This window comes from Kribbella sp. CCNWLW201 (assembly GCF_037203805.1).
Taxonomy (GTDB): Bacteria; Actinomycetota; Actinomycetes; order Propionibacteriales; family Kribbellaceae; genus Kribbella.
On record NZ_JBBCBQ010000010.1, the window covers coordinates 107,839 to 125,013 of the forward strand.

A 17,175-nucleotide genomic window follows, 5' to 3' on the forward strand; every position below is an offset into this window, starting at 1 on the left:
ACGCGGGAGAGTCGTTCTCGTTCGGAGTGGTCGAGAGCGAGGAGTGGCGAGATGCGCAGGTCCGTCCGCGGCATGGCTTGGGGTACGTCGGCCGTCGTCCTGCTGAGCGGTTTGGTCGGAGGTACGACGGTCGCGTCGGCTGATCCGACCCCGACCCCGACTTATGCACCGATCACCTTGAGCCCGGAAGAGTCTCAACGGCTGTGTGCGGAGGTGCTGCCGAAGCTGATCGCGCGGCGGGAGAAGCTGGCGACCAGGATCAACGGCGGGGCCGATGTGAAGGGTTCGGTGGCGTGGCTGAAGGCCCGGGCCGCGAAGCAGAAGGCGAAAGGGCACGAGAAGGTCGCGGCCCAGCTCGAGAAGCGGGCCGAACGCCGGGCCGGGCGGCTCGAGCAACTCGCCAAGATCAAGGGCGAGCTCGAGGCGTTCAAGACCAAGCACTGCCAGGTGGTGAAGTGATGCGGACCCTGATGGCCCTGATCGGCACCGTCGGACTCGTCCTGAGCCTGGCCTCCTGCGCCGACGCCGACCAGCCCGGCCCCGCGGCCCCGGCCGACGCCGGGCAGCAGGCGGGCACCGGCGCGGGCCAACAGGGCTCAGCCGGCGCGGGGCAGCAGGCGGGGTCGCCGGGGCAGGAGCTGGCGGGGATCGGGTCTACCCTGGACGCCATTGATTCGGAGCTGGCATCGGACGGCTCACCCTGAGCCCCAGGAGCAGATGATGGGCGCAGCACCCGGTCGCGGGCTGGTGCTGGTGGTGGAGGACGAGGCCGCGATCGCCGAGGTGATCACGCTCTACCTGCGGCGGGACGGGTACGCCGTCCACGTCGAGACCGACGGTGATGCCGCGCTGGCCGCCTGGCGGCGACTCCGGCCGGTCGCGGTGATCCTCGACATCGGCCTGCCGGGCCGGGATGGTGCGGACGTCTGCCGCACGATCCGTGCCGCTGAGGACTGGACTCCGATCCTGTTCGTCACCGCGCGCGACGACGAGGTCGATCGGCTGCTCGGCCTGGAACTGGGCGCCGATGACTACATCACCAAGCCGTTCAGCCCGCGCGAACTCGCCCTGCGCGTGCGGACCGTCCTGCGCCGAAGCGGCGGTGCTGTCCCGGGCGGTGAGGTCCTCAGCGTTGGCGGCGTACGGGTTGATGTGAGTCGTCGGCGAGCCTGGGCCGACGACGCGGAGGTGTCGCTGACGTCCACCGAGTTCGACCTGCTCGCGCAGCTGTTCCGCAGGCCGGGCCGGGTGTTCGAACGCGATGAGCTCCTCAGCTCGGTGTGGGGGTACCAAAGCTCGGCCGGCACCCGCACGGTCGACGTACACATCGCCCAGCTCCGCGCCAAGCTCGGTCCGTCCAGCCCCATCCGCACTGTCCGCGGCGTCGGGTACGCCGCCGACCTCGACCGATGACGACTGGTCGACGGGGGTCGCTGGCGACCCGGATAGTGCTCGTGTGTGTAGCAGTCGCCGGAGTCGCGGTGTTGGTGGCCGGTCTCGTCATGGCCGGCCTGGCGAGGCGGTCCGCTCAAGGCGTGTTGCAGGACTCGCTCGCCGCGCAGGCCGACGTACTGGCCAGCCAGGTGGATGAGCGCGGCCTCGGGTCGCGGGCGGCCGGGTTGGGCCGGGCGGCCGAGGTGGTTCGCGGACAGGGCATCGTCGTGGTGATTCTGTTGCCTCGTCGCGGTATCCAGCCGGTCGACCAGCGGTCCGCTGACGCGGCGAGGGCAGCCGGCCTGACCGGGATCAACGGCGGGCAGCGGATCTCCACCAAGGTGTCGGTGAGCGGTCAGGAGTACCTGGTCGAGGCCAGGGGAGTGGGCCCGCGGTCGGGTTTCGCCCTGGTCGAGCCGTTGCGGATGCCGGCCGGCGCCCAGCGGATCCTGGTCCGGAACATCCTGCTCGCCCTGGGCGCCGGACTCCTGGTCGCGGCCTTGGCCGGAGGACTCCTGGGTCGACTGCTGGCTCGTCCACTTCGCCGTACGGCGGATGTCGCAGGAGCGATGCGGCAGGGCCGACGGGATCTGCACGTCCCGGTCGAGGGACCGGCTGAGGTCGCCGAGGTGGCTGAAGCCGTCAACGAACTGTCGGTCGCGTTGCGGCACAGCGAGGAACGTCAGCGCGAGTTCCTGCTCTCCGTCTCGCATGAGCTCCGTACGCCGCTAACCGCCGTTCATGGGTTCGCCGAGTCGCTCGCGGACGGTGTCGTCACCGGGCCGGAAGCGCAGCACGCGGGGCAGGTGATCCAGCAGGAGTCGCAACGGCTCGAGCGGCTGGTCAGCGACCTGCTCGACCTGGCCCGGCTCGGGGCGGACCAATTCCGGCTCGACGTGGCCGAAGTGGATCTCCGGGAGACGATCAGCGCCTGTGCGGAGGTCTGGCGGGTGCGGTGCGAGCGGCAAGGCGTGCACTTCCGGCTCGAACTGCCGTCGACACCGGCAGTGGCGACGACCGACGCCCGGCGGATCCGTCAGGTCCTGGACGGACTCGCGGAGAACGCACTCCGGGTCACCCCGGCTGGCTCGCAGCTGACCCTCGCACTGGATGCCAGCCGACCGGGGACGCTCGCGCTCCAGGTCCGTGACGGCGGCCCCGGGCTCGCGCCCGAGGACTACGCCGTGGCTTTCGAGCGCGGCGTACTTCATGAGAAGTACCGCGGCCGCCGCCCGGTCGGCTCCGGGATCGGCCTGGCCCTCGCGTTCGGCCTGGTCGCCCGGCTCGGCGGCACCATGACCGCCGGCCCCGCCCCCGAAGGCGGCGCCACCTTCACCGTCTGGCTGCCGGCTACTTGACGAACACGGTCTTGGAGTCGGTGTCGGTGATGGAGCCGTCCTCGCCGGACAGCAGGTAGGCCTCGATGCGCCATTCGCCGGGGGTGAGTTTGAGGGGGATGGCGAAGGGGGAGTAGGTCTGGCCTTCCTTGGTGTTGACGTAGCCGGTCAGGGGGGCGCGGGTCTTCAGGTTGATGGCGCGCCAGTTCACCGTTGCCTCGAAGGCGGCGGCGATTCCGGTGACGGTGAGTGGGCTCTGGGTGACCTGGCCCTCGTTGAGGTTGTCGATCCACACCAGGGCTTGGACCTTGCTTGCCGGGGCACGGGTGAGCGGGCGTGAGGTGTCGACCTGGCCGAACAGGCGGCCGCCGGGCTTGCCCTGCTGGGTGACCTGGACCGGCTCGCGCGGAGCGTTCAGCGCGCCCTGGACCGTGTAGACGAGCTGCTGGGTCGCGACGTGCGCGGCAGCCTCGTCCAGTTTCGTCTCCGGGAGATGCTTGAAGTCCACCGTTACGACGCCGTCGGCCCGGATCACCGAGTTCACCTGGGCGCCACGCCAGGCGGAGTAGTAGTCGGGGTCGCCGGGGTCCTTCGACGTCATGATCCGGACCGCCTCGAGCGCGGGGCGGCCGTTGATCTTGGTCCAGGTGCGGTACAGCCGGACCGTCGGCTGGGCTGACGTCGCACCGATCTTCTCACCGAGCCAGTAGACCGGTACGGCGGCGCTCCGCATCGGCTCCGGAGTGCCTCGGCCGACCGGGGCGGTCGTCTTGGGGGCGGTGGGCGGCAGGGTGGCTTCGGTCGGCTCCGGCGTCGGGGCGGCCTCGGTCGTCGGGAGCGTCGTCGACGGGGCTCCGGTGGCGCTGGTCGTCGTACCCGGGCCGCCGGCGAACTGGTCGTCGCCCGCGGTCTTGGCGTCGTCGTTCAGGACGGTGAAGGCGCCGATCGCCGCGGCCGTGCCGATCGCGGCGACACCCGCGGTGAGCACCCACGGACGGCGCGTAGCCGGTCGGCGTTGGGTGCGGACCCGGGCCTGGATCTCGGGCAGGGCGTCGGCCGGTTCGATCCGGTCGGCCTCCTCGGCCAGAGCCCGCCGAACCAGGTCGTCGAACGGGTCGTTCGGCTGATCACTCATCCGCGTCCTCGCTTCGCTCCGGGCGCGGCTGAGGCACAAGTCGTTCTGTGTTTGATGCTGAACTCGCTTCGCTCGTTCATACGTTCTGCTCCAGGAGCTGGCGGAGCGACTTGCTCGCCCGCGCGGCGTGGCTCTTCACGGATCCCCGGCTGATTCCCATCGTCTCGGCGATCTCGGCCTCGGACAGGTCGCCGTAGTACCGCAGCACCATCACGGTGCGCTGCTTCTCCGGCAGGTGGCGCATCGCGTCGATCACCCGGTCGGTCTCGACCGTCCGCAGGACGGCCTGTTCGGCGCTCGGCTCGTCGGGGAGCGAGCGGGGCGTGTGCTTGTCCACCACCACCAGGTGGCGCTGGCGGGAGCGGCAGCGGTTCACCACCGCGGTGCGCAGGTAGGCGAGAGCTTTGTGCGGGTCGCGCAGCCGGTGCCAGCGGCCGTGCATCGCGACGAACGCGTCCTGCACGATCTCCTCCGCCGTACCGGTGTCACGCAGCAACAAGGCGCCGAGGCGGACCAGCGACGTGTAGTGCGCCGTGTAGACAGCCGTCAGCGCCTCGTCGGCATCCCACGAGGACTCGTGTGTCACTTCCTCTTCGTACACCACCGCCGGTTGCGCCACGAAACGATGACGCGGAGACCACGTCCCAGGTTGACAACGGCTGCGGACCCGACGCGATGACAACGTAAGGGGTGAAGCACTTGGCGGCGGGCTCTGGGCGGGCGTCGGGAGCTGACGTATGCCGCGGTCGGCCGGCGTTCCAGTACCTGAGCAGCCCGTGCGGCACGATCTAGGTTCGGGACTTGAGTCGCCCTGGTTGCGCAATTGTTCTAGAATCGCACACATGGGAATCGGAGAGCGGGTAGCCGAGGCACGCGCTGAGTCTGGGCTGACGCAGGCCCAGCTGGCTTCCGCCGTCGGTGTCGACCGCAGTGCGCTGGCCAAGATCGAGACTGGCGCGCGGCGCGTCTCCGCCGTCGAACTCGTATCCATCGCACGCGAACTGCGCCGACGTGTCGAATGGTTCGTCGATCCAGGGCCGGAGTCGATTGTGTCCTACCGGGCGACTCGCCCAGAGATGGCGACCCAGGCCATCGACGCCGAACTGGACCGCGTGGTCCGCGACGTCGAGTTCGTTGTCGGACAGGTTCCGAGCCTTGTCGCCGCCCAGCCCCAGCCTGCGGCACCGCCCCAGACCCTGAACGAGGCCGATTCCCTTGCGCGACTTGCGCGGGAACTGTTGGGGCTCCGTGCGGACCAGCCGGCGAACGACCTTGCAGGCCTCGTCACTCGCATCGGCCTCCTCCCGTTCGCGGTGTCCTTGGGTCACGGTGCGGATGCAGGGACGGTGCTGCTACAGAACGGCGGGGTATCTGTCGTCAACGGCGACCTGCATGTGGGACGTCGGCGTCTCGCACTCGCTCACGAGTTGGGCCACTACCTCGTCGCGGATCCATACACGACCGACTGGCGCATCGCCTCCACTGAGGCGGACGCGCTGGAGGCACGACTGGACCGCTTCGCACGAGCATTGCTGCTGCCCGCGGCAGACTTGATCGTCCGCTGGAGCGACTGGCTGGACATTCCAGAGGAGACGCTCCGTGACGCGGCTGTCCGTGCCGGAAGCCACTACCGAGTGGACATGGCCACCCTGGCTCGGCGACTCACTGAGCTCGGTGTCGTCGACGGCGACGAAGCCACCACGATCCGCCGTGTCCAGACCAAGCGGGCCGACATCGTAGAGAAGAACCTGGTGGTCCACCATGAGATGGAGCCAGTTTCACTGCCGCGCCCTTACGAGCAGGCGGTGCTCGGCCTGTACCGGAGCGAAACAATCAGTGAAGATCGGGCGCTGGGATTGCTCTTCGGCACGTTCGACCGGGACGCCCTGCCTGACCTCCCGCCGGTGGCAGAGTCGGAGATCTGGACCGTCACCTCGTGAATGGTGCTCCGGAGGCGTATGTCCTCGACACGGGCCCACTGAGTCACTTCGCTCGCGCGCAGTGGCTCGGTGTGCTGAAAGTCGTCCTAGGCGCCGCCACGGTGCTGATCCCCGACGTAGTGGAGTTGGAACTGCGCAACGGCGCTGGTCAGCATCAGCACCTTCAGGCTGCGCTGGAGGCCGACTGGATCAACGTCATGCCGATCGACTCCCCTGAGCAACTCGCCGCCGTCGCCTACTACGAGCAGAGGCTCGTGGGATCGGACGGGCGCAACATCGGCGAGTGCGGTGTGCTCGCGCTGGCCGAGACAACACCTGGCTCCGTCGCCATCATCGACGACCGAGTTGCGAAAAAGGCCGCTCAAGGCCGCCAGGTCGAAGTGCGCGGAACGCTTGGTCTCCTGTGTGACGCGATCCGGCAGGGCCTCCTGACGGTCCCGCTCGTTTCCGCTGTCGCCGACGACCTGCTGACGCACCAATACCGGCTCCCGTTCGGCCCGGGCGGCTTTGCGCGGTGGGCGGACGACGAAGGACTCAGCTGAGGAGTGCCGTGGGCGGCCCGGGGCGTCCGTCGGATCGCCGTCAACTTGCTCTGGCGGCGCTTGGCGGCTGTGTCGTCGGCCACTGATCGGCAGGAGCCAGCACAAGCAGCGGGTTGACAACAGCGGCCGGAGGATCACGGGTTGGGCGTGTTCGGGGAATTACAAGTGAGGGTGTCGGCGGAGCGGGCTAGCATGGGGTCACTATCACCGGCATCAGGAGGAAGAGCCTGTCCAGGCCACGCAGTATCGAACCGGAGGCGCGCGCGAACGGCGCCGCCACCGCCACGCAGGCGTCACACAAGATCGTCGTGCCGAACAGCATCGACATGGTGGCCCTGCTCGGAGCCCGGGACGAGTTCCTCCGCATCGTCGAGAAGGAGTTCGCCGCCGACATCATGGTCCGCGGCAACGAGATCACGCTGAACGGTGAGCCGGCCGAGCTGGCCCTGGCCGAGCGGCTGATCGACGAGCTGATCGCGGTGGTCCGGACCGGTCACGGGCTGACCGCCGACTCGGTCGAGCGCAGCATCGTGATGATCAAGGCCGCCACGGTCGAGAGCCCGGCCGACGTCCTGACCCAGAACATCCTGTCCAGCCGCGGCCGCACCATCCGGCCGAAGACGCTCAACCAGAAGCGGTACGTCGACGCGATCGACAAGAACACCATCGTGTTCGGCATCGGCCCGGCCGGTACCGGCAAGACCTACCTGGCGGTCGCCAAGGCGGTCCAGGCGCTGCAGGCCAAGGAGGTCAACCGGATCATCCTGACCCGGCCGGCCGTCGAGGCCGGTGAGCGGCTCGGCTTCCTGCCCGGCACCCTGTCGGAGAAGATCGATCCATACCTGCGGCCGCTGTACGACGCCCTGCACGACATGCTGGACCCGGAGTCGATCCCGCGGCTGATGACGGCCGGCACGATCGAGATCGCGCCGCTGGCCTACATGCGCGGCCGGACCCTGAACGACGCCTACATCATCCTGGACGAGGCGCAGAACACCTCGCCGGAGCAGATGAAGATGTTCCTCACCCGGCTCGGTTTCGGCTCCAAGATGGTCGTCACCGGCGACGTCACCCAGGTCGACCTACCGACCGGGACGAACTCCGGGCTCCGGGTCGTCCAGGAGATCCTCGAGGGTGTCCAGGACCTGACCTTCTGCCGGCTGACCTCGCACGACGTGGTCCGGCACAAGCTGGTCGGCCGGATCGTGTCGGCGTACGAGAACTTCGAAGGGCAGCGCTGAGCCGCACCGATGAACGTAGAGGTCAACAACGAGTCCGGCGTCGAGATCGACGCGCACGGACTGATGCGGCTCAGCCGGTTCGTGATGTCGTCGCTGCGGCTGCACCCGGAGTGTGAGCTGTCGATCAAGCTGGTCGACGAGGACACCATGGCGCGGTATCACGTCGAGTTCCTGGACCTGCCCGGTCCGACCGACGTGATGTCGTGGCCGATGGACGAGCTGCGGCCGGGTGCCGAGGAGGACGCCGAGCCGCCGCTCGGTCATCTCGGCGACATCGCGCTGTGCCCGACCGTCGCGGCCGCGCAGGGCGCCAAGGCCGGCCACGGCACCTGGGCCGAGCTCGAGCTGCTGACGGTGCACGGCATCCTGCACCTGCTCGGCTACGACCACGCCGAGCCCGCCGAGAAGGCGGAGATGTGGGATGTCCAGGGCCGGCTGCTGGAAGCCTGGCGAGCCCCCGGAAACCGGTTGGAGGGTGTCTGATGGTTGCCACCAGAGACCCTCTCGGACAGGAGTGACGTTGCGGTGACCTCCCACGACCTCGCTCTGCTGGTTGTGGCTGCGGTGCTCGTCCTGCTCGCCGGTCTGTTCGCCGGTGCCGAGGCAGCACTGTCGTCGTACTCCAAGGTGCGGGCGAACGAGCAGGTCGAGCAGGGCAACCTGCGCGCGGTCCGGCTGCGCGACCTGCTGTCCGACGCGCCGCGGTACCTGAACTCGCTGCTGCTGGTCCGGCTGATCTGTGAGATCACCGCGATCGTGCTCGTCACCCAGGCCCTGTCGGACATCTTCCCGGTCACCTGGGAACACATCCTGATCACCGCCGTGGTGATGGTGCTGGTCTCGTACGTGATCATCGGCGTCGCGCCGCGCACCCTCGGCCGGCAGCACTCGGACCGGTTCGCGATCCTCTCGGCCGGCCCGGTGATGGCGCTGACCCGGGTGCTCGGGCCGTTGCCGAAGGTGCTGATCCTGCTCGGCAACGCGCTCACCCCGGGCAAGGGGTTCGCCGAGGGCCCGTTCGCGACCGAGGCCGAGCTGCGCGCGCTGGTCGACCTGGCCGAGAAGTCGGCGGTCATCGAGTCCGGCGAGCGGCAGATGATCCACTCGGTGTTCGAGCTCGGCGACACCATCGTCCGCGAGGTGATGGTGCCGCGGACCGACATGGTCTACATCGAGAAGCACAAGAAATTGCGCCAGCTCACCTCGTTGGCGCTGCGCTCCGGCTACTCGCGGATCCCGGTGATCGGTGAGTCGCTCGACGACATCCTCGGCGTCGTCTACCTCAAGGACGTGATGCGCCGGGTGTACGACAACGCCCAGGCCGAGTCGACCGAGCGGGTCGAGTCGGTGATGCGGCCGTGTATGTACATCCCGGACTCCAAGCCGATCGACGAGCTGCTGCGCGAGATGCAGGCGGCCCGGATGCACGTCGCGATCGTCGTCGACGAGTACGGCGGAACGGCCGGCCTGGTCACCATCGAGGACATCCTGGAAGAGATCGTCGGCGAGATCACCGACGAGTACGACGAGGTGCCCGACTCGGTGCAGGAGCTGTCGGACGGCGCCTACCGGGTGTCGAGCCGGCTGCCGATCGACGAGCTGGGCGAGCTGTTCGGCGTACCACTGGACGACGACGACGTCGACACCGTCGGCGGCCTGATGGCCAAACTCCTCGGCAAGGTGCCGATCCCCGGGGCCGAGGTGGAGATCGCGGGATTGTCGCTGACCGCGGAGCGGCCGTCCGGCCGCCGCAACCAGGTCGGTACTGTGCTGGTACGGCGGGAGGAGACCGCCGACCCGTCGCACGACCAGAACCACCAGCACGCCTGATCCCCTTTGGAGCACTTCTTGTCAGACCTCTCGGCCGAGGACGCCAAGCTCGTCACCCTCGCCCGCGCCGCCCGGGCCCGTACTCGTGCGGCCGAGGGCGCCGCCGTCCGGGATTCCGACGGGCGGACGTACTCCGCCTGCACGGTCGCGCTCGACACCGTCGACCTGACCGCGCTGCAGCTGGCAGTCGCGATGGCGCTGTCCTCGGGGGTGAAGGGCCTGGAGGCCGCCGCGGTGGTCACCGACGTACCCGACGGCCTCGATGTGAACGTCGTCCGCCACTTCGCCGGCGCCGCCATTCCCGTAGTAGTTGCCAATGGCACCGGAGAGGTCCGCGATGTCGTCCACACCTGAGGCTTTCAAGTCCGGTTTCGCCTGTTTCGTCGGGCGGCCGAACGCGGGCAAGTCCACCCTCACCAACGCGTTGGTGGGGAAGAAGATCGTGATCACCTCGTCGAAGCCGCAGACCACCCGGCACGCGGTCCGCGGCATCGTGCACCGGCCGGACGCCCAGCTGATCCTGGTCGACACCCCCGGCCTGCACAAGCCGCGCACGCTGCTCGGCGAGCGGCTGAACGACCTGGTCAAGACCACCTGGGCGGAGGTCGACGTGATCGCGGTCTGCCTGCCGGCCAGCGACCGGATCGGCCCGGGTGACCGGTTCCTGGTCAGCGAGGCGGCCAAGGTCGCGAAGACCCCGAAGGTCGCGCTGGCCACCAAGTCCGACCTGGTCGAACCGGACCGGATGGTCGAGCACTTGGCCGAGATCGCCGCGCTGGGGGAGTCGGCCGGGATCGAGTGGGCCTCGATCGTGCCGGTCTCGGCGACGTCCGGCTACCAGGTCGACGTGGTCGCCGACGAGCTGGTGAAGCTGCTGCCGGAGGGTTTCGCGCTCTACCCGGACGGCGACATCACCGACGAGCCCGAGGAGACCCTGGTCGCGGAGCTGATCCGCGAGGCCGCGCTGGAGGGTGTGCGCGACGAGCTGCCGCACTCGATCGCGGTCACCATCGACGAGATGATGCTGCGCGAGGGCCGTCCGGAGGACAAGCCGCTGCTCGACGTGTACGCCAACATCTTCCTCGAGCGGGACAGCCAGAAGGGCATCGTGATCGGCCACAAGGGCGCCCGCCTGCGCGAGGTCGGCGCCGCCGCCCGCCGCCAGATCGAGGCGCTGCTGGGGACGCCGGTCTACCTCGACCTGCATGTGAAGATCGCCAAAAACTGGCAGACAGACGCCAAGCATCTGCGCAAACTGGGCTTCTGATCCGTCGTCCTGGGGGAGCTTCTCGTGCTGACCAACCCGGTGTACGCCGCTCTGTCCGGCCCGCACTCGTTCATCGCGGAAACCCGCGGCGACGCGCACTGCTATCCGGCCGCGGTCGCGCCGTTCCTCGGGCTGCCTGACGACCCGTCGGCGCAGGACTGGGCCGACGCCGCTGCCCTGCTGGGCTCCGGCCGGACAGTGGCCCTGATCCGGCCGGACCTGCCGATCCCGGACAGCTTCAAGCTGGACAAGCAGTTCGACCTGGTCCAGTTCGTGGCCCCGCCGACGCTGGCCGCGGTCGACGACGAGGCCGTCGTACTCGGTCCGGACGACGTACCGGACATGCTGGCCCTGGTCGCCCTCACCGATCCCGGGCCGTTCCGCTCCCGCACGATCGAGCTGGGCACCTACCTCGGCATCCGCCGTGACGGCGAGCTGATCGCGATGGCGGGCACCCGCTTCGCCCTCCCCACCCACACCGAAATCAGCGCCGTCTGTACCCACCCGTCGTACCGCGGCCAAGGCCTCGCCACCCGCCTGATCCGGGCGGTAGCCGCCCACGTGGAGTCAACCGGCCGTACGCCGTTCCTCCACACGGGCGGCACCAACGCCGGAGCGATAAAGCTCTACAAATCCCTCGGCTTCACCCTCAGCAAATCGATGAAGGTCACCGTCGTCGAAGCGATCTAAACGGTCTTCTGGTATTCGAGGGCTCGGGCGATGATTCGGTAGTTGAGTTGTTCGTTGATGGCGATCATGTGGTTGTTGGACTCGGCGTTCCAGGTGTCGATCTGGGTGAGGGCCGGTTCCTGGTCGCGCAGCCACAGGAGCATCGCGGACTTGGTCAGGGCACCGAGACGGTGGCCGCGGTGCTCGCGGGAGACCGCGGTGTCGTTCTGGTGGCCGATGTGCGGGCGTTCCCGCTCGACCGTGATGGTGGAGTGGCCGGCCAGCTCACCGGTGGACTTCTCCCGGGCGATCACCCGGTAGAGGCTGCGATCGCTCTTCAGCTGCGCCTGTTCGTACGCGCGCAACCGCTCCGGGCTGTACGCGTCGTCCTCGATGTCGAGGTCGTCCTTCGGTGCGTCGTTGATCGACTCCGTCACCGCGACCATGCCCTCGAGCAGCTCGTCCGGCAGCGTTCCGGTGATCTTCAGCAGTTCGTACGCCGAGGCGGCCGCGACCGCGTCGTCGTACAGCTTCTGCACGACGGCCCAGTCGAGGTTCGCGAGGTCCTGCCGGCGGTTGATCGCGGTGGCCTTCCGCTCGAAGCCGTGCCGCTGGGCGAACGCCTCCGACTTCGGCAGGTCCCACGAGCTGGCGCCGAGCGACGTCCGGCCGAGCTCCGCGGCCAGCGCCTCGCCGTAGCCGAGCAGCTCCGTCCCGAACCCGCGGCCGCGGTAGTCCGGATGGACCTCGAACTCCAGCCAGACCAGGTTGGTGTTGTCGTACGTCGGAACGTCCACGGAAAGCAGGCCGACGGCCGTCCCGTCGGTGTCGCGGGCGAGATAGGCCCGCGCCGGGTCGAGATCCCAGCCGTACCGCAGGCTGTTCGCATAGCCCCGCGGCGTCCGCACCAACGACTCCGGGCAGTCCACCTTGGCCGCGGCGCTCATCAGCGCAACGGCATCCGCACATCCGACCTCGTCGTCGGGCAGCAGTCTCGTAATCTCCACGTCCTCAGCTTCCCCGTGGCTGCCGTTTACCGCGAGTGATTTATCCGCGGTGGGGAACTGACCGTACGTCCGAGAAATGTTGACCGGTTCCAGAACCGGCGAAAGACTGCGGGAAGTGGCAGTCGAATCCGCACGGGAAGGCTGACTGAGCATGTCCGACACGTCTGGCGTCACTCACCAGGGCAGTGAGAGCGAGAACCCGGCCATCGACGCACCGACTCCGAAGCCCGGCCGGCCGAGGACGAACCGCGACTGGTGGCCCAACCAGCTGGACCTCTCGATCCTGCACCCGCACGCGACCAAGTCGAACCCGATGGAGGACGGATTCGACTACGCCGCGGAGTTCGCGAAGCTCGACGTCGACGCGCTCAAGGCCGACCTCGTCCAGGTGATGCGGACGTCGCAGGACTGGTGGCCCGCCGACTTCGGCCACTACGGCCCGCTGTTCATCCGGATGAGCTGGCACGCGGCCGGCACCTACCGGATCGAGGACGGCCGCGGCGGTGCCGGCGACGGCGCGCAGCGGTTCGCGCCGCTGAACAGCTGGCCCGACAACGCGAACCTGGACAAGGCCCGCCGGCTGTTGTGGCCGGTGAAGCAGAAGTACGGCCGGAAGATCTCGTGGGCCGATCTGCTCGTGCTGGCCGGCAACGTCGCGCTGGACGACATGGGCTTCAAGACCTTCGGCTTCGGTTTCGGCCGCGAGGACGTCTGGGAGCCGGAAGAGATCTACTGGGGTCCGGAGGATGCCTGGCTCGGCGACGAGCGCTACAGCGGTGACCGGGAGCTGGGCGGGCCGCTGGGCGCGGTCCAGATGGGCCTGATCTACGTCAACCCCGAAGGCCCGAACGGTACGCCGGACCCGCTCGCGGCGGCCCGCGACATCCGCGAGACGTTCCGCCGGATGGCGATGAACGACGAGGAGACGGTGGCGCTGATCGCCGGCGGGCACTCGTTCGGCAAGACCCACGGTGCCGGTCCGGCCGACCATGTCGGCGTGGAGCCAGAAGCGGCACCGCTCGAGGCGCAGGGCCTGGGCTGGCAGAGCACCTACGGCACCGGCAAGGGCAAGGACACCATCACCAGCGGTCTCGAGGTGACCTGGACGAGCACGCCGACCCGTTTCGGCAACGGGTTCTTCCAGAACCTCTTCGGCCATGAGTGGGAGCTCACCAAGAGCCCGGCCGGCGCGCACCAGTGGGTGGCCAGGGACGCCGAGGAGGATGTGCCGGACGCGCACGTCCCGGGCCAGATGCACCGCCCGACGATGCTCACCACCGACCTGGCGCTGCGTCTCGACCCGATCTACGGGCCGATCTCGCGACGCTTCTTCGAGAACCCGGACGAGTTCGCGCTGGCCTTCGCGAAAGCCTGGTACAAGCTGCTGCACCGCGACATGGGCCCGGTCTCTCGCTTCCTCGGCCCGTGGATCCCCGAGCCGCAGCTGTGGCAGGACCCGGTGCCGGCGGTCGATCACGAGTTGATCGGCGACGAGGACATCGCGGCGCTCAAGAACAAGCTGCTCGCGTCCGGCCTGTCCATCTCCCAGCTGGTCTCCACCGCCTGGGCGGCCGCGGCCAGCTTCCGCGGTACCGACAAGCGCGGTGGTGCGAACGGTGCGCGGATCCGGCTCGAGCCGCAGCGGAGCTGGGAGGTCAACGAGCCGGATGAACTGGCCACGGTGTTGCAGACCCTCGAGCAGATCCAGCAGGAGTTCAACAGTTCCGGGAAGCGGGTGTCCCTGGCCGACCTGATCGTGCTCGGCGGCTGCGCTGCTGTGGAGCAGGCGGCCCAGAACGCGGGGCACGACGTCGTCGTACCGTTCCACCCCGGACGGACCGACGCATTCCAGGACCAGACCGACGTGGACGCGTTCGCCGTACTCGAGCCGCGGGCTGACGGCTTCCGCAACTACCTGCCGGCGGGGGAGAAGCTCTCGCCGGAGACGCTGCTGCTGGACCGCGCCTACATGCTGACCTTGACCGCCCCGGAGATGACGGTCCTGGTCGGCGGCCTGCGCGCCCTGGGCGCGAACGCCGGTCATGCGCAGCACGGCGTCTTCACCAACCGCACCGGGTCTCTCACCAACGACTTCTTCGTGAATCTGCTCGCGCCCGGCGCGGAGTGGAAGGCGTCGGAGTCGGAGGAGAACGTCTTCGAGATCCGGGATGTCGGCACCGGTGAGCTCAAGTGGACAGCGACTGCCGTCGACCTCGTCTTCGGCGCGAACTCGCAACTGCGGTCACTCTCGGAGGTCTACGCGAGTGCCGACGCGCAGGACAAGTTCGTCACCGACTTCGTCGCCGCCTGGGTCAAGGTGATGGAGCTCGACCGGTTCGACCTCAGGAGGGCGTAGGCATTCCGTACGCGTGATCGACGGTCATCGAGAACATCAGTCGCTGGTCGCGGACCATCACAGCCCGGTACTCGTCCCAGTCCGGGTGCTCGCCGGACGCCGTCCGGTAGTAGTCGACCAGGTCCTCGACCACGTCGTCGTACGGATCCGCCGCCACCGGACTGAGCTCGGCCTTGCCCTCCAGTACGACGTACGACCGGCCACCGGGTCCATCGACGTACAGGCTGGCCCGCGGGTCGCGGCGCAGGTTCTTCGTCTTGGCCCGGCCGTCGGTCAGCGACACCCGGATCCGCTCGCCGTCGAACACGTAGGTGACGTTCGACAGTTGCGGCCGGCCGTCGCGTTTGAGGGTGACGAGGACACCGAGGCCATGGGCGCCGATCCGGTCCGCGAGGGATTGAGTCATGCCGCCAAGGTTAAAATTTCAAGTGCACTTGAGGGCAAGTCGTCACCCTCCGTGTCTCGACGGTCGAGACCCCCGGTTCGACGGGTCGGGCGGATTGTGCTTAGACTCACTGGCATCATGCGGCACCAGCTTCTCCTCCTTCGCTGCCGCGGCGAGGCCTGACAAGGCCGGTTCCCTCGCCGCGGAGTCTTGTCGTACGCCGGTCGTCCTTACGGCCCCGCAGTACACCTCCCGAGGAGAACCCCCGTGGCACCGAAGAATCAGCCCAAGCCCGTCCAGCAGCCGTCCGGGATGCCGATCCAGCGCTACCGCGCGTTTCCGCCGATCGACCTGCCGGACCGCACCTGGCCCACCAAGTCGGTCGACCGGACCCCGCGCTGGCTGTCCACCGACCTCCGCGACGGCAACCAGGCGCTGGTCGAGCCGATGTCGCCGGCCCGCAAGCGGCGGATGTTCGACCTGCTGGTGAAGATGGGCTACAAGGAGATCGAGGTCGGTTTCCCGAGCGCCAGCCAGTACGACTTCGACTTCGTCCGCAGCCTGATCGAAGAGGACGTCATCCCTGACGACGTCACGATCTCGGTGCTGACCCAGGCCCGCGACGAGCTGATCGAGCGGACCGTGCAGTCGCTGCAGGGCTCGCCGAAGGCCACCATCCACCTGTACAACGCGACCGCGCCGCTGTTCCGCCGGGTCGTCTTCAACGTGGACAAGGCCGAGTGCCTCAACATCGCGGTCCGCGGCACCGAGACGGTGATGAAGTACGCCGACGACATGCTGGGCGACTGTGAGTTCGGGTACCAGTACAGCCCGGAGATCTTCACCGGCACCGAGCTGGAGTTCGCGCTCGAGGTGTGTGAGGCGGTCAGCGACCAGTGGCAGCCGGCCGATGGCCGGCAGATCATCCTGAACCTGCCCGCCACGGTCGAGATGTCCACCCCGAACGTGTACGCCGACCAGATCGAGTGGTTCAGCCGCAACCTGACCCGGCGCGAGCACAGCACCATCAGCCTGCACCCGCACAACGACCGTGGCACCGCGGTGGCCGCGACCGAGCTGGCCCTGATGGCCGGTGCGGACCGGGTCGAGGGCTGCCTGTTCGGCCACGGCGAGCGGACCGGCAACGTCGACCTGGTCACCCTAGGGATGAACCTGTTCAGCCAGGGCATCGATCCGCAGATCGACTTCGCCGACATCGACGAGATCCGCCGTACGGTCGAGTACTGCACCCAGATGCGGGTGCCCGAGCGGCAGCCGTACGCCGGTGACCTGGTCTACACCGCCTTCTCCGGCTCGCACCAGGACGCGATCAAGAAGGGCCTGGAGGCGCTGGACAAGCAGGCCGCGGCCGAGGGCAAGCCGGTCTCGGAGATCGCCTGGGAGGCGCCGTACCTGCCGATCGACCCGAAGGACGTCGGCCGGTCGTACGAGGCGGTCATCCGGGTGAACTCGCAGTCCGGCAAGGGCGGCGTCGCGTACATCATGAAGTCGGAGCACCGGCTCGACCTGCCGCGCCGGCTGCAGATCGAGTTCAGCCGGGTGATCCAGCAGCACACCGACGCAGAGGGCGGCGAGGTCGGTCCGCAGCACATGTGGGACATCTTCGCGGCCGAGTACCTGGCGCCGGGCAAGCTGTCGCTGCTGACGGTCAACTCGTCGTCCGGCGAGGGCCGGGGCGACGAGCTCCGCGTGCAGGTGTACTCCAACGGCGTACCGCACGAGCTGACCGGTGAGGGCAACGGCCCGGTGTCGGCGTTCGTCGACGCGATCAAGCCGCTGAAGTACGACGTCCGGGTGCTGGACTACCACGAGCACGCCCTCTCGGCCGGCGGTGACGCGCTCGCCGCCGCGTACGTCGAGTGCGAGGTCGGCGACGAGGTCTACTGGGGTGTCGGCCGCGACGCCAACATCCTCACCGCCTCCCTGAAGGCAGTCGTCTCCGCCATCAACCGCGCCACTCGCTGACCACTCACCCTCTCCATAGCCCGCCACCTTTTACCGGTGGCGGGCT

The 17,175-nt window shown here is 68.6% G+C and carries 18 protein-coding genes; 14 read left to right on the forward strand and 4 right to left on the reverse strand.

Annotated elements, in window-relative coordinates:
* The first annotated feature begins 51 nt into the window (after positions 1 to 51).
* From V9K99_RS33125 to V9K99_RS33140, 4 genes are read left to right on the forward strand one after another with little or no spacing between them, the layout of a single operon-like run.
* Positions 52 to 459 (forward strand): hypothetical protein, encoded by a 408-nt coding sequence (locus tag V9K99_RS33125; protein ID WP_337323872.1) that lies wholly within the window; start codon positions 52 to 54, stop codon positions 457 to 459.
* On the forward strand, positions 459 to 704 hold the full coding sequence (locus tag V9K99_RS33130; RefSeq protein ID WP_337323871.1) for a hypothetical protein: 246 nt from the start codon (positions 459 to 461) through the stop codon (positions 702 to 704). The genes V9K99_RS33125 and V9K99_RS33130 overlap by 1 nt, the downstream gene beginning before the upstream one ends.
* A gap of 16 nt (positions 705 to 720) precedes the next feature.
* A complete protein-coding gene (locus V9K99_RS33135) occupies positions 721 to 1,413 on the forward strand; it encodes a response regulator (protein WP_443137108.1) in 693 nt (230 codons plus the stop codon).
* Positions 1,410 to 2,792, forward strand: a complete 1,383-nt coding sequence (locus V9K99_RS33140; RefSeq protein WP_337323869.1) for a sensor histidine kinase — start codon at positions 1,410 to 1,412, stop codon at positions 2,790 to 2,792. The genes V9K99_RS33135 and V9K99_RS33140 overlap by 4 nt, the downstream gene beginning before the upstream one ends.
* Here the strand turns inward: V9K99_RS33140 and V9K99_RS33145 are convergent.
* Both V9K99_RS33145 and V9K99_RS33150 read right to left on the reverse strand, forming a co-directional pair.
* Complete coding sequence (locus V9K99_RS33145) at positions 2,785 to 3,906, reverse strand: Gmad2 immunoglobulin-like domain-containing protein (RefSeq protein ID WP_337323868.1); 1,122 nt, start codon at positions 3,904 to 3,906, stop codon at positions 2,785 to 2,787. The two genes, V9K99_RS33140 and V9K99_RS33145, sit on opposite strands and share 8 nt — an antisense overlap.
* 76 nt (positions 3,907 to 3,982) lie before the next feature.
* The gene (locus tag V9K99_RS33150) at positions 3,983 to 4,492 is read right to left on the reverse strand and encodes a SigE family RNA polymerase sigma factor (protein ID WP_337336416.1); all 510 of its coding nucleotides are present in this window, start codon (positions 4,490 to 4,492) and stop codon (positions 3,983 to 3,985) included.
* Positions 4,493 to 4,643: 151 nt separating this feature from the next.
* On the opposite strand from V9K99_RS33150, the gene V9K99_RS33155 reads away from it, so the two are divergent.
* The 8 genes from V9K99_RS33155 to V9K99_RS33190 all read left to right on the forward strand — a co-directional run bounded on the left by V9K99_RS33155 (position 4,644) and on the right by V9K99_RS33190 (position 11,416).
* Positions 4,644 to 5,846 carry a helix-turn-helix domain-containing protein gene (locus V9K99_RS33155; RefSeq protein ID WP_337323866.1) on the forward strand — a complete coding sequence of 401 codons (1,203 nt, stop codon included), beginning with the start codon at positions 4,644 to 4,646 and terminating at the stop codon, positions 5,844 to 5,846.
* Positions 5,843 to 6,388, forward strand: a complete 546-nt coding sequence (locus tag V9K99_RS33160; RefSeq protein ID WP_337323865.1) for a hypothetical protein — start codon at positions 5,843 to 5,845, stop codon at positions 6,386 to 6,388. The genes V9K99_RS33155 and V9K99_RS33160 overlap by 4 nt, the downstream gene beginning before the upstream one ends.
* A 326-nt stretch (positions 6,389 to 6,714) precedes the next feature.
* Positions 6,715 to 7,629 carry a PhoH family protein gene (locus tag V9K99_RS33165; protein WP_337323967.1) on the forward strand — a complete coding sequence of 305 codons (915 nt, stop codon included), beginning with the start codon at positions 6,715 to 6,717 and terminating at the stop codon, positions 7,627 to 7,629.
* A 9-nt stretch (positions 7,630 to 7,638) separates the two neighbouring features.
* The gene (gene ybeY / locus V9K99_RS33170; protein ID WP_337323864.1) at positions 7,639 to 8,112 is read left to right on the forward strand and encodes an rRNA maturation RNase YbeY; all 474 of its coding nucleotides are present in this window, start codon (positions 7,639 to 7,641) and stop codon (positions 8,110 to 8,112) included.
* A gap of 42 nt (positions 8,113 to 8,154) precedes the next feature.
* Positions 8,155 to 9,459 (forward strand): hemolysin family protein, encoded by a 1,305-nt coding sequence (locus V9K99_RS33175; protein ID WP_337323863.1) that lies wholly within the window; start codon positions 8,155 to 8,157, stop codon positions 9,457 to 9,459.
* Between the two features lie 18 nt (positions 9,460 to 9,477).
* The gene (locus V9K99_RS33180; RefSeq protein ID WP_337323862.1) at positions 9,478 to 9,813 is read left to right on the forward strand and encodes a cytidine deaminase; all 336 of its coding nucleotides are present in this window, start codon (positions 9,478 to 9,480) and stop codon (positions 9,811 to 9,813) included.
* The gene (era, locus tag V9K99_RS33185) at positions 9,797 to 10,726 is read left to right on the forward strand and encodes a GTPase Era (RefSeq protein ID WP_337323861.1); all 930 of its coding nucleotides are present in this window, start codon (positions 9,797 to 9,799) and stop codon (positions 10,724 to 10,726) included. Before V9K99_RS33180 ends, era begins: the two co-directional genes overlap by 17 nt.
* Before the next feature lie 24 nt (positions 10,727 to 10,750).
* A complete protein-coding gene (locus V9K99_RS33190; RefSeq protein ID WP_337323860.1) occupies positions 10,751 to 11,416 on the forward strand; it encodes a GNAT family N-acetyltransferase in 666 nt (221 codons plus the stop codon).
* Here the strand turns inward: V9K99_RS33190 and V9K99_RS33195 are convergent.
* The gene (locus tag V9K99_RS33195; RefSeq protein WP_337323859.1) at positions 11,413 to 12,402 is read right to left on the reverse strand and encodes a GNAT family N-acetyltransferase; all 990 of its coding nucleotides are present in this window, start codon (positions 12,400 to 12,402) and stop codon (positions 11,413 to 11,415) included. The two genes, V9K99_RS33190 and V9K99_RS33195, sit on opposite strands and share 4 nt — an antisense overlap.
* 151 nt (positions 12,403 to 12,553) lie before the next feature.
* On the opposite strand from V9K99_RS33195, the gene katG reads away from it, so the two are divergent.
* Positions 12,554 to 14,758: a catalase/peroxidase HPI gene (gene katG, locus V9K99_RS33200; RefSeq protein WP_337323858.1), complete on the forward strand. Its 2,205-nt coding sequence runs from the start codon at positions 12,554 to 12,556 to the stop codon at positions 14,756 to 14,758.
* Here katG and V9K99_RS33205 read toward each other — a convergent pair.
* Entirely contained in the window at positions 14,745 to 15,164 is a 420-nt protein-coding gene (locus V9K99_RS33205) for a PPOX class F420-dependent oxidoreductase (protein WP_337323857.1), read from the reverse strand. The genes katG and V9K99_RS33205 overlap by 14 nt on opposite strands.
* A 291-nt stretch (positions 15,165 to 15,455) precedes the next feature.
* Here V9K99_RS33205 and leuA point away from each other — a divergent pair, with 291 nt between their 5' ends.
* Positions 15,456 to 17,129, forward strand: a complete 1,674-nt coding sequence (gene leuA / locus V9K99_RS33210) for a 2-isopropylmalate synthase (RefSeq protein ID WP_337323966.1) — start codon at positions 15,456 to 15,458, stop codon at positions 17,127 to 17,129.
* Positions 17,130 to 17,175: the final 46 nt, after the last annotated feature.

What these genes read in the sequence shown, in the direction of transcription:
- V9K99_RS33125 (WP_337323872.1), top strand. Translation starts at nt 52, where the DNA reads ATGCGCAGGTCCGTCCGCGGCATGGCTTGGGGTACGTCGGCCGTCGTC.
- katG (WP_337323858.1), top strand. Translation starts at nt 12,554, where the DNA reads ATGTCCGACACGTCTGGCGTCACTCACCAGGGCAGTGAGAGCGAGAAC.
- ybeY (WP_337323864.1), top strand. Translation starts at nt 7,639, where the DNA reads ATGAACGTAGAGGTCAACAACGAGTCCGGCGTCGAGATCGACGCGCAC.
- V9K99_RS33165 (WP_337323967.1), top strand. Translation starts at nt 6,715, where the DNA reads ATGGTGGCCCTGCTCGGAGCCCGGGACGAGTTCCTCCGCATCGTCGAG.
- V9K99_RS33135 (WP_443137108.1), top strand. Translation starts at nt 721, where the DNA reads ATGGGCGCAGCACCCGGTCGCGGGCTGGTGCTGGTGGTGGAGGACGAG.
- V9K99_RS33140 (WP_337323869.1), top strand. Translation starts at nt 1,410, where the DNA reads ATGACGACTGGTCGACGGGGGTCGCTGGCGACCCGGATAGTGCTCGTG.
- leuA (WP_337323966.1), top strand. Translation starts at nt 15,456, where the DNA reads ATGCCGATCCAGCGCTACCGCGCGTTTCCGCCGATCGACCTGCCGGAC.
- V9K99_RS33145 (WP_337323868.1), bottom strand. Translation starts at nt 3,906, where the DNA reads ATGAGTGATCAGCCGAACGACCCGTTCGACGACCTGGTTCGGCGGGCT.
- V9K99_RS33155 (WP_337323866.1), top strand. Translation starts at nt 4,644, where the DNA reads ATGCCGCGGTCGGCCGGCGTTCCAGTACCTGAGCAGCCCGTGCGGCAC.
- era (WP_337323861.1), top strand. Translation starts at nt 9,797, where the DNA reads ATGTCGTCCACACCTGAGGCTTTCAAGTCCGGTTTCGCCTGTTTCGTC.
- V9K99_RS33205 (WP_337323857.1), bottom strand. Translation starts at nt 15,164, where the DNA reads ATGACTCAATCCCTCGCGGACCGGATCGGCGCCCATGGCCTCGGTGTC.
- V9K99_RS33130 (WP_337323871.1), top strand. Translation starts at nt 459, where the DNA reads ATGCGGACCCTGATGGCCCTGATCGGCACCGTCGGACTCGTCCTGAGC.